The sequence below is a fragment of the Aeromonas sp. FDAARGOS 1402 genome (assembly GCF_019046925.1).
Lineage (GTDB): Bacteria > Pseudomonadota > Gammaproteobacteria > Enterobacterales > Aeromonadaceae > Aeromonas > Aeromonas caviae.
Map to the genome: position 1 here is coordinate 3,746,098 of NZ_CP077201.1, position 13,968 is coordinate 3,760,065.

9 protein-coding genes are annotated in these 13,968 nt (G+C 60.5%); 1 reads left to right on the forward strand and 8 read right to left on the reverse strand.

Going from position 1 to position 13,968, the window contains the following annotated elements:
- Nucleotides 1-38 precede the first annotated feature (38 nt).
- Nucleotides 39-599, forward strand: a complete 561-nt coding sequence (gene fabA / locus I6L32_RS17605; RefSeq protein WP_010674758.1) for a 3-hydroxyacyl-[acyl-carrier-protein] dehydratase FabA — start codon at nucleotides 39-41, stop codon at nucleotides 597-599.
- A 79-nt stretch (nucleotides 600-678) separates the two neighbouring features.
- Here the strand turns inward: fabA and rmf are convergent, their stop codons facing one another.
- The 8 genes from rmf to I6L32_RS17645 all read right to left on the reverse strand — a co-directional run bounded on the left by rmf (nucleotide 679) and on the right by I6L32_RS17645 (nucleotide 13,884).
- On the reverse strand, nucleotides 679-855 hold the full coding sequence (rmf, locus tag I6L32_RS17610; protein ID WP_010674759.1) for a ribosome modulation factor: 177 nt from the start codon (nucleotides 853-855) through the stop codon (nucleotides 679-681).
- Between the two features lie 160 nt (nucleotides 856-1,015).
- Nucleotides 1,016-2,665 (reverse strand): DUF3466 family protein, encoded by a 1,650-nt coding sequence (locus I6L32_RS17615; protein ID WP_010674760.1) that lies wholly within the window; start codon nucleotides 2,663-2,665, stop codon nucleotides 1,016-1,018.
- An 8-nt stretch (nucleotides 2,666-2,673) separates the two neighbouring features.
- Nucleotides 2,674-4,584, reverse strand: coding sequence for an ABC transporter ATP-binding protein (locus tag I6L32_RS17620; RefSeq protein WP_103858453.1), 1,911 nt, complete (start codon nucleotides 4,582-4,584; stop codon nucleotides 2,674-2,676).
- Between the two features lie 72 nt (nucleotides 4,585-4,656).
- The gene (locus I6L32_RS17625; protein WP_103858454.1) at nucleotides 4,657-4,884 is read right to left on the reverse strand and encodes a glutaredoxin family protein; all 228 of its coding nucleotides are present in this window, start codon (nucleotides 4,882-4,884) and stop codon (nucleotides 4,657-4,659) included.
- Nucleotides 4,884-7,055 carry a bifunctional 23S rRNA (guanine(2069)-N(7))-methyltransferase RlmK/23S rRNA (guanine(2445)-N(2))-methyltransferase RlmL gene (gene rlmKL, locus I6L32_RS17630; protein ID WP_161648068.1) on the reverse strand — a complete coding sequence of 724 codons (2,172 nt, stop codon included), beginning with the start codon at nucleotides 7,053-7,055 and terminating at the stop codon, nucleotides 4,884-4,886. Before rlmKL ends, I6L32_RS17625 begins: the two co-directional genes overlap by 1 nt.
- A gap of 307 nt (nucleotides 7,056-7,362) precedes the next feature.
- Nucleotides 7,363-7,899: a cell division protein ZapC gene (locus tag I6L32_RS17635; protein WP_103858455.1), complete on the reverse strand. Its 537-nt coding sequence runs from the start codon at nucleotides 7,897-7,899 to the stop codon at nucleotides 7,363-7,365.
- Nucleotides 7,900-7,984: 85 nt separating this feature from the next.
- Nucleotides 7,985-8,995, reverse strand: a complete 1,011-nt coding sequence (gene pyrD / locus I6L32_RS17640; protein ID WP_039040791.1) for a quinone-dependent dihydroorotate dehydrogenase — start codon at nucleotides 8,993-8,995, stop codon at nucleotides 7,985-7,987.
- Between the two features lie 47 nt (nucleotides 8,996-9,042).
- A complete protein-coding gene (locus I6L32_RS17645) occupies nucleotides 9,043-13,884 on the reverse strand; it encodes an NAD-glutamate dehydrogenase (protein WP_216944269.1) in 4,842 nt (1,613 codons plus the stop codon).
- Between the last annotated feature and the right edge of the window lie 84 nt (nucleotides 13,885-13,968).

Genomic DNA, 13,968 nt, shown 5'->3' on the forward strand with positions numbered 1-13,968 from the left:
AATTGGCCCGGCTTTGACCCATATGAAGGATAAACAGCGTGACCCTAGATAACGACACCACTGATCCCCGCCTCTCCCTGTGCGAACAAGGCAAAGAGTCCTTTACCCGTGAAGAGCTGCTTGCCTGCAGCCGTGGCGAATTATTTGGTGAAGGTAACAGCCAGCTGCCCGCCCCCAACATGCTGATGATGGATCGCATCGTCAAGATCAACGACCATGGCGGCGAGCACGGCAAGGGTGAAATCCTGGCTGAACTCGATATCACGCCGGATCTCTGGTTCTTCGACTGCCACTTCCCCGGCGATCCCGTCATGCCCGGCTGCCTGGGCCTGGATGCCATGTGGCAACTGGTCGGCTTCTTCCTGGGCTGGAAAGGGGGTCCTGGCAAAGGACGTGCGCTGGGTGTCGGTGAAGTCAAGTTCACCGGCCAGATCCTGCCGACGGCCAAGAAGGTCACCTACAAGATCACCTTCAAGCGCGTCATCAACCGCAAACTGGTCATGGGCATTGCCGATGGCGTCGTGGAAGTGGATGGTCGCCCCATCTACAGCGCCACCGATCTGAAAGTGGGCCTGTTCAAAGACACCACCGCATTCTGATCCTGCTCCTGGTGAGCAGAGACAACGTAAAGGGGCCACGATGGCCCCTTTCCTTTTGTAATGAGTGATGAAGTATCGGTTACTTCATGAAGAGGCCTGAGCCTCGCCCTTCCATGGCATCGCGCCAACCACCAAGCCAATGGCCCCTGGCATCCAGGCACTGGTACGGACACGCTTCTTTCTGTTTGCCGACTACGCCAGCCTGATAACCACGAGCGCGAGCTCTCTCCAGACGGTCCCGTTTCTGTCTCTTCATCATCTACGACCCTCTTCGTGGAACAAAAAAAGCGACCAGTTTTTCACCGGTCGCCTTCATCTTTACCCCAGGGGGGAGGCAGGGTCAAACAAAAAATTCCATGCTATTCAGGGGTTGTGACACAAGATACTGAACTGCATTAATTTTTGATGACACTTATTTATCGCTGATAGCGACGCAGCCAGGCAAAGGGCAGCGCCAGCAGAGTCAACCAGAACAGGCTGCCGCCACCACCCTCGCCGCCATCCTGACCGGTCTGGTTGTTGACCGGCGCATTGCTGACCACATAGCTGGCCGGGGCATTGCCCTGATAATCCGCCACGGCCGGCGTCAGTTTGACGGCGACCACGGTGGCATTGGCGCGTTTGTTGAGGTCGCTCTCGCTGTCATAGCGATACGCCGTCGCGGCAATGGTGCCGTCGCTGCTGATGCCGCTGGCATAAGCGATGTGATAGTACTTGCCGTTCTGGGCACACTGCTTGTTGCCGGCGTCATCCTTGCCACAGATGAGATCGTTCAGATACCAGCTGTTGGCCGGGGCGGCCGCGTTCAGCAGGAAGGCTTCCTGCATGCGGTTGGTGCCATTGACCACCGGTTGGGTCTGGTGACGGGAGTCGCGCCAGCCAACCACCATGTTGTGCTCGTTGATGGCGGCTGCTTCCGAGCCTGCCCCCGAGACCGGCTTGTCCTGGAGAGGAAGGCTGGCCGCCGTACCCGGCTTGCTCAGGTTGAACAGGAACATCTCCACCGGGCGGTTCTGGCCCTTGTTGATGCGATAGCGCTGGTTGCCGATCACATAGCCGTTGTCGTTGACGGCCACGGCCCAGCTGTGTTGCAGCTTGGCATCGTCCTTGCCAGGCTCGCCATCCGGCAGCGGGATGATCTTGGTGGTGCCCACGGTGCCGGCAGCCGTATCCAGGGTCCAGTAGCTGGCGAGGTTGCGACCATCCAGATCACCGGTGCCCACCTCGCCGGTGGAGCTGTAGCCCACGCCGTAGAGGGTGCCGTTGTACTTGGCCACGCCCAGTGCAGAGGCGGTTTGCAGCACCTCGTCACGCTGATGGCCATAGGTACCGGCCTGCATCAGCTTGTTGAACCCGCCCGAGCTGTTGAGCAGCCAGAAGCTCGCCTGGGTATCGACCCCGGGGCAGTAGCGGAAGTCACCGTACTGGCTGTCATTGCCCGTCTCGAAACACCACTTGTAGAAGTCACCGCCCACCTTGTGGCGATACTTGTCGCTGGCCGCGGTACCGGTCACCAGATACTGACCGTTGTCCAGCTTCTTGATGGAGGTGGGGACGCTCAGGCCGTGGGTGCTGGCCGCATCCTTGAGCTCGACCGGGTTGCCGTCATTGACCACGGCAAAGGCGGTGCGCAGCTTGCCATTCATCTTGTAACCGACACGATCCTCCGGAACATCCCCGAGGGCCGTCACCAGGCCATCGACCTCGGAGCTGGTCACGTAGCCCAGGTTGCTGCGTTGATCCACCTTGTCCAGGAAGTCGCGACGCCACTGGTAGGCAAAGCCCGAGTTGTCGCTCCAGAAGGAGTTGCAGACCGAGTTGGAGAGCATGCAACCCTGCTCGAAACGGAAACGATCCACCAGGAAGTCGGCAAACCGCACGGTGGAGAAGTATTCCGCCATGTTGTTCTTGGTGTTGAGCCCGATGAGGCCGTTGGCATCGCCGCTGATCCCGCTGGCATAGCCTTTGACTTCGTCATCGACGATGGTGAAAAAGGAGCTTTGTGCCGCCTGCGCGTTGAGGCTGGCGCCGACCAGGATGGCCAGCATGGATAATTGCTTTTTCATCTACTTCCTTAGTCTTGATGTTTCAACGCTTCCAACTCCTCCCAACGGGAGAAGGCGTGTTCCAATGCGGCCTCTGCCGCATTCAATGCATCCAGTTTGGGCTGGGTCTGCTCTGCTGGCAGGGAGAAGAAACCGGGGTGGTTAATCTCGGCCTGCAGGGCATCGAGTTCCATTTCCAACTGTTCCAGCCGGGCTGGCAGATTATCCAGCTCCAGTTGCAACTTGTAAGAGAGTTTTCGTGTTTTTTTCGCAGGCTCCGCTGCCGATGCGACAGGCTCTGCCACCTTGACCGGGGCCGGCTTGGCCGTCTGTTGGGCGACCTGCAGGGCTCGTGTGGCCATCATGTCGGCGTAGCCCCCGACATAATCGCTGATCCGTCCATCCCCTTCAAACAGCCAGCAGCCGGTCACGGTATTGTCGATAAAACGGCGATCGTGGCTGACCAGCAGCAGGGTGCCCGGGTAATCGGTGAGCAGCTCTTCCAGCAATTCCAGCGTTTCGACATCCAGGTCGTTGGTTGGTTCATCCAGAATCAACAAGTTACTGGGCTTGAGGAAGAGTTTGGCCAACAGTAGACGGTTTTTCTCGCCCCCTGACAAGGCCTTGACCGGGGTGCGCGCCCGCTTGGGCTCGAACAGGAAGTCCTGCAGGTAGCCGAGGATGTGGCGGGAGCGGCCGCGAACCATCACCTCCTGCTTGCCCTCCCCCACGTTGTCCACCACCGTCTTCTCGGGGTCGAGCTGCTCACGATATTGATCGAAGTAGGCCACTTCCAGGTTGGTCCCCTGGCGCACCGAGCCACGGCTCGCCTCGAGCTGACCCATCAGCAGCTTGATCAGGGTCGACTTGCCGCAGCCGTTGGGGCCCACCAGAGCAATCTTGTCCCCGCGCAGCACCTGCAGATCCAGTCCCTGGAACAGGGTGCGATCACCAAAGTCCAGCCCCAGCCCCTCGGTCTCGAACACCAGCTTGCCGGAGCGGCCCGCCTCGTCCAGTTGCAGCTTGGCCTTGCCCTGCAGCTCCCGGCGCTGGGTGCGCTCCATGCGCATCGCCTTGAGGGCCCGCACCCGTCCCTCGTTGCGGGTACGACGCGCCTTGATACCCTGGCGCACCCATACCTCTTCCTGGGCCAGCTTGCGGTCGAACTCGGCATTTTTCAGCTCCTCGACCCGCAGCCACTCCTCCTTGCCCTGCAGATATTCGTCGTAGTTGCCGGGCCAGGAGGTGATCACGCCGCGATCGAGATCGATGATCCGGGTCGCCAGCTTGTGGATGAACTCCCGATCGTGGGAGATGAAGACGATGGCGCCGCGAAAGTCCTTGAGGAACTCTTCCAGCCAGTTGATGGCATCGATGTCCAGGTGGTTGGTCGGCTCGTCCAGCAGCAACAGATCCGGGTCACACGCCAGGGCGCGGGCCAGAGCCACCTTGCGCAGCCAGCCGCCAGACAGACTGTCGAGCGTCACATCAGGGTCGAGATCAAGCAGGGTCAGCACCTGATTGATGCGGGTCTCGTACTGCCAGCCGTTCTGATAGTCGAGCTGCTCCTGCAACTGGCTCATGGTGCGAATGTTGGCATCGGAAGGGTCGTGCGCCAGGGCGTGGGAGACATGGTGGTACTGCTTGAGCAGCTCCCCTACCCCGGCCAACCCTTCTGCGGCGTAATCGAACACGGTGATCTCGCTCGAGGCGGGCGGATCCTGCTCGAGGCGGGTCACTTTCAAATCTTGTTGCAACACCAGACGGCCGTCGTCCAGCGGCAGTTCGCTGGCAATCACCTTCATCAGGGTAGACTTGCCCGCCCCGTTGCGACCCACCAGACAGAGGCGCTCGCCCCGCTCTATGGTGAGCTCGGCATGGTCGAGCAGCGGAAAATCACTGAACGACAGGGACGCGCCGTGCAATGTCAAAAGAGCCATGTTTGTTCCTTGTTGCTTATGAAAAAACGGGCGGCAGCGTGAGTCTGCCCCCGTTTTGTCGTCAAATCCTGCTCACCCCTGTGCCAGCCAGCCTTGCAGCTCTCCCAGGGTGAAGGGCCAGCCCAGCTCCCGGCCGGCACTGTCTTGCAGCACCGGGATGCGCACCCGGTAAGCCTCGAGCCAGGCCTCCTCCTCCAGGATGTCGCAGCGGCGGGTCTGCGTGGCCATCCCGGCCTGTTCCACCAGCGCCCACGCCTGTTCGCACAGGTGGCAGCCGTCGGTGTGAAACAGGGTCAGCATCAGCCTTGTGCCTCGGCGTGGGTGATGATCCAGCAGTTGTGGATATGCTGGTTGCGCTCGAAGTCCTTGGGCCGGGTCTTGTTCGTGATGTTCTGCGCCTTGAGACCGATGGCGTCAAGGCCGGCCAAGTCCATCTTGAAGTGGCGCTTGTTGTTGGAGAAGACCAGGGTGCCGTCCGCCGCGAGCAGGCGCTTGAGGTGCTGCATCAACAGCAGGTGATCCCGCTGCACGTCGAAGCTCTCGTCCATCCGCTTGGAGTTGGAGAAGGTGGGCGGATCGATGAAGATGAGGTCGTACTGCTCGTCGGCTTCCGACAACCACTTCAGACAATCCGCCTGCACGAACTTGTGCTCGCGGCCCACCAGCGAGTTGAGGCGCATGTTGTCCTGGGCCCAGTTGAGGTAGGTGCGCGACATGTCCACCGTGGTGGTTTCGCGGGCGCCGCCGAGCCCCGCGTGCACGGTGGCACTGCCGGTGTAGGCAAAGAGGTTCAGGAAGCGCTTGCCCCGAGCCATCTGGCCCAGCATGCGGCGGGTCTGGCGGTGGTCGAGGAAGAGGCCGGTGTCCAGATAGTCGTAGAGGTTGACCCAGAGGCGTGCACCGTACTCCTGCACCTCCATCCGGTGCTGCTCTTCGGAGAGCTTCTGGTACTGCTGTTTGCCTTCCTGGCGCTCGCGCACCTTCAGGATCACCTTCTCGCCGTCCATGCTGGTCACCTTGATGGCGGCCTGCACCATGTCCAGCAGACGCTGGCGGGTCTTCTGGGCGGGAATGTCCTTGGGCGCCGCGTACTCCTGTACCACCAGATAATCCTGATAGCGGTCGATGGCAGCGTTGTACTCCGGCAAGTCCGCGTCATAGAGGCGGTAGCAATCGAGGTTCTCCTTGCTCGCCCATTTCTCGAGGGTCTTCAGATTCTTGCGCAGACGGTTGGCAAAGTCCTGGGCCACCTCTTTCTGGGAAGCGACGGCATCGAGGGCGATCTGATAGTTGCGCAGCTGGCACTCGAGGGCGCCGTTGAACAGGCGATACTGCTTGTCGGCACGCAGGCGCAGGCAGCTCAGGAGTTCGGGAGAGGCGGAGAGAATGGTGACCTTCCACCCCTGGAAGCCGCGGCGCAGGGCATCGCCAAGGGCCTGATGCACTTCCAGCAGGGCCGGGAACTCCCCAAGACGCTCGCCATAGGGCGGGTTGGAGATGAGCATGCCGACCTGACGACTCTCCCCTTCCACAGCCGGCATCGGCAGCGGGTTTTCCAGCTTGGTGACATCGGCCTGCTTGAAGGTGATGAGATGGGCCACGCCGGCGGCCTTGGCGTTGTCACGGGCCTTCATCAGGACCCGGGTATCCGCATCGCAACCGAACAGCTTCACCTCGCAGCGCTGCATGCCGCGCTTGGCTCGCACCTGGGCTTCCATCATCAGGCTCTGCCACAGTTCACCATCGTGTTGCAGCCAGCGATCGAAACCGAAGCGCTCACGGCGCAGCGCAGGCGCCATGTCGGCAGCGATGAAGGCCGCTTCAATCAGCAGGGTACCGGAGCCGCACATGGGGTCCATCATGGGCTCGCCGGCCCAGCCGCTGCGGGCAATCATGGCCGCAGCCAGGTTCTCTTTGAGGGGCGCCTCGCCGGTGCCCTGGCGATAGAAGCGCTGGTGCAGCGCCGGGCCTGACAAGTCCAGCGTGATATTGGCCTTGCCTTTGCCAAGGTGCGCCATGATGCGAATGTCCGGGGACTTCTTGTCCACATCCGGGCGCACGTGACCGCGCTTGGTGAAGCGATCAACGATGGCGTCCTTGATCTTCAGGGCGCCGTACTGGGTATTGCGAATGGAGGCGTTGGTACCGGTAAAGTCCACCGCGATGGTGGCGGTACCGGAGAAGTGCTCTTCCCAGGGAATGGTATGGGCCCCGAGGTAGAGGTCCAGATCATCGTTCATCTGGAACTCGGAGAGCACCAGCACGATTCGGGAGGCAAAGCGGCTCCACAGACAGGCCTTGTAACCGATGGCCAGTTCGCCCTTGAAGTGGACGCCGGCCACGGTCTCACGGACCTGCTCCGCACCCAGATTGGTCAGCTCGACGGCCAGCAGGTTTTCCAGCCCTTTGGGGCAGGTTGCAAAAAATTCTTTCATCACGCTCACGGGGATGCCATAAAAATAGTGCCGCATTATACCTTATCGGCCCGCGCTCGGCACTCGAACCTTGGACAAAGGCGCCATATAAACGGCAAGAGGCGCGGCAAACGCTCCCCTCCCCCTTGCGGGCGACAGGATCCCGCTCCTGGCTGGCAGTTGTCTACCATCACATTCGTAAAGAATTCGAAAATCTTGCCCGGACCAGGCAGAAAATGGTCGTGACGACCAGACGAAGGAAAAAGACAAATAATGGAACAAGAGAGAGACTGAGCGCTTAAATATCAGACCAATATAGCAGGCCTATAACGGACTTATTCGTCGCCATATAACGGCCTCATCGTCAGCCCACTTCCCGATATTGTGTCTGTGCCCGGACTCTGGCTTGCATCCGGTTATTCATCACCTTGATCACTGCAAAGCGCGGCAGCGTCTTGCTGTTGGTCAGCACCAGTTCGTCGGTCAGGTTCAGGCAAACGCTCGCCTGATCGCCGGCTTCGATGACCATGAATTCCCCCCGACCGTGGGGCGTATCCATCCACACCAGGGATCCCATCTCCGGAATAACATGAGCCTGCTGTTCATGAAAGAACCAGCTTTGCGGCATCAGGGGTTTATAAAAACGGCTGACGGCGATGGCATTGAGGACCAGCTGGACCTGGTGGGGCGTACTCCAGTCGAGTTCAGCGGCCTTGTCCATCAACTGGTAATAGAGGGCGGCATCATCCACACAAAAAGGCTGGGTGGTGAAAGAACAGGGAACAAGTTGCCGACCTTTATATTCGGTGGCAAATATCATGCGATCGGACAAATCCAGCATCAGGCGCTCATCCTGAGCGTCATAATGCCACTGCCAATTGTCATTGGGTTGAATACACATGGTGGTGCCCTTATCTAAGCCGTCCCTCGACTTTATTCCATGTCGAGAATTTGAGCAACGTTAAATAAGGGCAACCGGTTATTTTTTAAATATGGGTAACGATCTCTTTGACCAGACTCGGCCCTTTATAAATAAAGCCGCTGTAAATCTGGACAAGACTGGCACCCGCCGCCAGTTTTTCCCGAGCCGCCATGGCGCTGTCGATACCACCCACACCGATAATGGGCAGGGCGCCGTCGAGGGCCTTGGCCAGGTGGCGGATCACCTCGGTGCTCTTGTGCTGGAGCGGACGACCGCTAAGCCCGCCAGCCTCTGCGGCATGGGGCATGTCATATATCATCTCCCGCTCCAGAGTGGTATTGGTGGCGATGACACCATCAATACGGTTCTTGATCAAAGAGGCGGCTACCTGATCTATTTCATCGAGTGACAGATCCGGGGCAATTTTCACGGCCAGCGGCACATACTTTTTATATTTCTCGGCCAGCTCCTGTTGACGCTGTTTCAATGCGGCCAGCAGTTCATCCAGTGCATCGCCATATTGCAATTGACGCAGACCCGGGGTGTTTGGTGAGGAAATATTGACCGCAATATAACCGGCGTGGTCATACACCTTGTCCATGCAGAGAAGGTAATCATCCTTGCCCTGCTCGATGGGGGTGTCCTTGTTCTTGCCGATATTGATGCCGATCACCCCCTGATATTTGGCCTCTTTCACCTTGGCCACCAGGTGATCGACGCCCTTGTTGTTGAAGCCCATGCGATTGATGATCCCCTCGGCCGGGATCACCCGGAAGAGACGAGGCTTGTCATTGCCGCTCTGGGGTCTGGGGGTCACGGTACCGACCTCGATGAAACCGAACCCCATGGCGCCGAAGGCATCGATGCACTCCCCGTCTTTATCCAGACCGGCGGCCAACCCCACCGGATTGGCAAAATTAAGCCCCATGACGGTGACGGGGCGTTTGGGCAGAGAATGGCGGAAGAAACAATCAAGCGGGGTACCGAGAAGGCGGGGCAAATATTTGATGGAGAGATCGTGAGCCTGCTCCGGATTGAGTTTGAACAGGAAATGCCTGGCGAGTGGGTACAGCATGCTTGCTCCTTAAAAAAAGCCCCGGCAACTGGCCGGGGCTTTTGGGGTTATGCCGAGGTTCGGCAATTCAACTGGAGCAGGTTCAACTCTCGCAAGGCCACCGAGAACTTGGCGAACTCGTGCGTGCTCGTGGTCTTGAAGTCGGCCAACATGTGGGTCCAACGGGACAAGAGTTGCTCATGCTCCGAAATCCAGTCGGCCAGTATGGTAGCGCATTCCCCCTGCTCTTTGCACCCTTCCAGTACCACGGAGGTGAGGCTGCGTTGCTGCCAGTCCAGATCTTCGCGGAAGGAAGCCCGCGCCATCGCCTGCCAGTGGTTGCCCACCGGCTGATGGTTGATCTGCTCGAGGAACCAGTGCAGATCCAGCTTGGCGCCCAGGCGATAGTAGACGTTGGCAACCCGCAGGATGTCGGTCTTGTGCTCCGCGGCAATCTGCGCCAGATCCAGGCAGGAGAAGAGGCTGCTCATGTGGGCCACGCGACGGGCGATGGCCTCCGGCACCTGTTTCTCCATCAGGGCGGCGACAGCCTGGCGGTGTTCGGCCACTTCGCTCTCGTCCATTACCTCATAAAGGTGCTGACTCAGGGTCTCGAAGGCCGGGCGGAAGAAGGCGATGTTCTCGCCGATGCTCCAGCTGCGGTTGCGGGCGCGCAGGAACCAGCGGGTGGCGCGGCGCACGATGCGGCGGCTGTAGAACATCAGCTCGAGCTGGGTCTGGGCATCCACCCCGTTGTCACACCCTTCGATGTCACGCCACAGGGCGCCGAGGCCGAACACTTCCCGGGCCATAGCGAAGCAGCAGGCCACTTCCGCCACCGAGGCACCGGTCTCGTCCTTCATCCGGCTGGCGAAGTTGAGCCCCATGTCGTTGACCAGCATGTTGGCCACCCGGGTCGCGATGATCTCGCCTCGCAGCGGGTGCTGGGCCAGGGCCGCACCAAATTGCTGCTGCAACTGGGTCGGGAAGCTGGTGACCAGCATGTTGGCGAGGAAGGGCTCGTCGGTCACTTCCGGGCAGTTGAGCTGCTCTTTGAGCACCATCTTGCCGTAAGCCACCAGCACCGCCAGCTCGGGTCGGGTCAGCCCCTGCCCTGCCGCCATCCGCTCGGAGAGCTCCTCGTCGGAGGGGAGGAACTCGAGCGCCCGGTCCAGCTTGCCTTCCCGCTCCAGCCCCTGGATGAAGCGCTGCTGCTCTTTCAGCTGCTCGGCACCACGGAAGGCGGTCACCGAGATGGACTGTGACTGGCGGTAGGCGTTGGTGATGACCACCTGGGCCACCGCATCCGTCATCTCGTAGAGCATCTGGTTGCGCTGCTTGAGGGTCAGGTCACCGGCCGCCACCAGTTGGTTGAGCAGGATCTTGATGTTGACCTCGTTGTCGGAGCAATCCACCCCGCCCACGTTGTCGGTGAAGTCGGTGTTGATGCGACCACCCTGACTGGCGTACTCCACCCGGCCAAGCTGGGTGAAGCCCAGGTTGCCACCCTCGCCCACGATGCGGGCACGCAGGTCACGACCATTGACCCGCAGCACGTCGTTGCTGCGATCCCCGACGTCGGCGTCGCTCTCGCGGGCACTCTTCACATAGGTGCCGATGCCGCCGTTCCAGAGCAGGTCGACGTTCAGGCAGAGCAGCGCCTTGATCAGCTCGTTCGGGGCCATGCCGCTCTTGTCGGTGCCGAGCAGGGTCTGCATTTCCGGGCTCAGCTTGATGGACTTGGCAGAGCGCAGGAAGATGCCGCCCCCCTTGGAGATGAGCTCACGGTTGTAGTCATCCCAGCTGGAGCCGGGCAGCTCGAACAGGCGCTTGCGCTCGACGAAGCTCCCGGCCGCATCCGGGGTCGGGTCGACGAAGATGTGCATGTGGTTGAAAGCGCCCACCAGCTGGATGTGCTCGGAGAGCAGCATGCCGTTGCCGAACACGTCGCCGGCCATGTCGCCTATCCCCACGCAGGTGAAGTCGGTGGTCTGGCAGTTGATGCCAATCTCACGGAAGTGGCGCTTGACCGATTCCCAGGCGCCGCGGGCGGTGATGCCCATCTTCTTGTGGTCATAGCCGACCGAGCCGCCGGAGGCAAACGCATCGCCGAGCCAGTGGCCGTACTCGAGGCTGATTTCGTTGGCGATGTCGGAGAAGGTGGCGGTGCCCTTGTCGGCGGCCACTACTAGGTAGTAGTCATCCTCGTCGTGACGCACCACGGATTTTGGCGGGATCACCTCCCCCTGAATGATGTTGTCGGTCACGTCGAGCAGGCCGCGGATGAACAGACGGTAGCAGGCCTTGCCCTCCTCCTGGATGACGGCACGGGGCGCTCCCGCCGGCATCTGCTTGCAATAGAAGCCGCCCTTGGCGCCCACCGGCACGATGACGGTGTTCTTCACCTGCTGGGCTTTCACCAGACCCAGCACTTCGGTGCGGAAGTCCTCTTTGCGATCGGACCAGCGCAGGCCGCCACGCGCCACCTTGCCCCAGCGCAGGTGTACCCCTTCCACTCGCGGGGAGTAGACGAAGATCTCGAACTTCGGCAGAGGCAGCGGCATATCGGTGATGCTGGAGGGGGCCAGCTTGAAGGAGATGTAGGGCTTGATGTTGCCCGCCTTGTCTAGCTGGTAGTAGTTGGTGCGCAGGGTAGCGTCGATCATCTCCACATAGCGGCGAATGATGCGATCGTCATCCAGGTTGGCGACCTGATCCAGCTTGGCCGCAAGCTCCTCGTGCAGCTTGGCCTGCACCTTGGCATCCTGCTTGATGGCCGGATCCAGGCGCTGTTCGAACAGGGTGAACAGCAGCTCTGCGATATCCGGATAACGGGTCAGGGTCTCCTCGATGTAGGACTGGCTGAAGGAGACGCCGGTCTGGCGCATGTATTTGGCATAGGCCCGCAGCACGGATACCTGACGACCGGTGAGGCCGGCCCCCAGCACCAGACGGTTGAAGCCGTCATCTTCCAGGGTCTTGCTCCAGATGGCGGCGAAGGCCTGCTGGAAGCGCTGCTGGCTCTGCTCCAGATCGAACGGTTGCTCACCGCGCAGCAGCATGGAGAAATCGAGGATCCAGAACACCTCGCCGGTGGGGGTCCGTACCTGATACGGGGTCTCGCCGATGACGCGCAGCCCCATGTTTTCGAGCATGGGCAGGACGTCGGAGAGGTGGATGGGTTCGCTTCGGTGGAACAGCTTGAGGCGTACCCGGCGATCGTTCTCCTCCTCCTGGGCGCGGTAGAACAGCATGCCAAGCGGCTCGGCCTCGCTCAATCCATCCAGGGCCATGATGTCCGCGACGGCAGAGCCCGGCAGCACATCTTCCTTGTAGGCGCGGGGGAAGGCGGTGCTGAAACGGCGGCGCAGCTCGTTGCCGCGGGCCTCGCCATAGTGGGAAAGCAGCACGGAATCCAGGCGGTCATCCCAGCTGCGGGCCGCTTCAATCAGGTTGTTCTGTACTTCGTTCACATCCACATCCACGTTGTTGTTGTTGACCCGCACTATGTAGTGGGTCCGTGCCAGCACACCCTCGGTGAAGTAGACGTTGAACTCCACATCGATGCTGCTGCCAAAATATTTCTGCAAAATCTGCTGGGTCTTGACTCGCAGCGCCGTGTTGTAGCGCTCCTTGGTGACATAGACCATGCAGGAGAAGAAGCGGCCGTAGACGTCGCGGCGCACGAACAGGCGCAGCATGTCCCGCTCCTGCATCTCCAGCACCCCGAGACCGGTGGCCAGCAGCTCCTCTTCACGGGCCTGGATCAGCTCGTCGCGCGGGTAGGTTTCCAGTACGTTCAGCAGCGCCTTGTAGGCATGGGAGCCCGATTCAAAGCCGGAGGCGGCCATGATGCGCTCGAGGCGGTGGCTGATGAGGGGGATCTGGGTCGCACTGGTGTTGTAGATGGAGGAGGCATACAGGCCGATGAAGCGATCCTCTCCCACCACCTTGCCGTGTTCGTCGAAACGCTTGATGCCGATGTAGTCCACATAGGCCGGACGATGCACCCGGGACTTGCTGTTGGACTTGGTGAGGATCAGCAAGTCGGAACTGAGGGCCGCGTGACGGGCGCTGGCGGGCATGGTGCCGAGGCGCTGGCCTTCGTCCTTAATGGAGTTCTTCATCAGCCCCAGGCTGGACTCGGGCTGCGGCAGGATCTCGTGATCCCCCTCCACCGCTTTGACGTCGTAGCGACGATAACCCATCAGGGTGAAGTTGTGGGCGGCCACCCATTTGAGGAAGGCGACGCAGGAGTCCACCTCGGCCTGGCTGACCGGGTTCTTGCGTTTGGGCAGCTCCTCGATGATCTCGTTCAGGCGCGTCAGCATGGGCTGCCAGTCTCCCACCGCCAGGGCCACTTCCCGCGCCACCGAGTTGAGCTCGGCAGTCAGGGCGTCCATCTCCTCTTCACCGGTCAGGTGATCGATTTCGATGAGGAAGGCGGTTTCCACCGAGGTCTGCTCTGCGGTGTTGTCCAGATCCAGGATGGCGCCAATCTTGCTGCCTTCGCCGCGGATCAGGTGCAGCGGCTGGTGCAGCATCATGTGGGCGGTGATATTGAGACGCTTGAGCGCCATGCGGATGGAGTCCACCAGGAAGGGGGAATCCTGCAGGATGATCTCGACGATGGTATGGGGAGACTGCCATCCGTGGCGGGTCAGCTCGGGGTTGTAGACCCGGATATAGGGCTCGATGCCGGTCCGGTGGTTGAGGGCATTCCACAGACTGAGGGCGGCGCCATAGAGATCGCTGTCATTGCGGTCATGCAGATCAGTGCTGGCCATGTTGCCGTAGAACTTGGCAACGAAACATTCGACCAGGGAGGCACTGTTTTTCGGCAATTTCTGGTGGATCAGACTGAGAACGTTTTCGAGCAGAACGGAGGTAGGGGCGTCTTTCAATGCCATTGCTAGTTTCCTTATCGGACGACATCACAGACACGGCGACATCCACCCAGGATGCCCACCGGTACAGAGTTGCAGCGAAGTGTA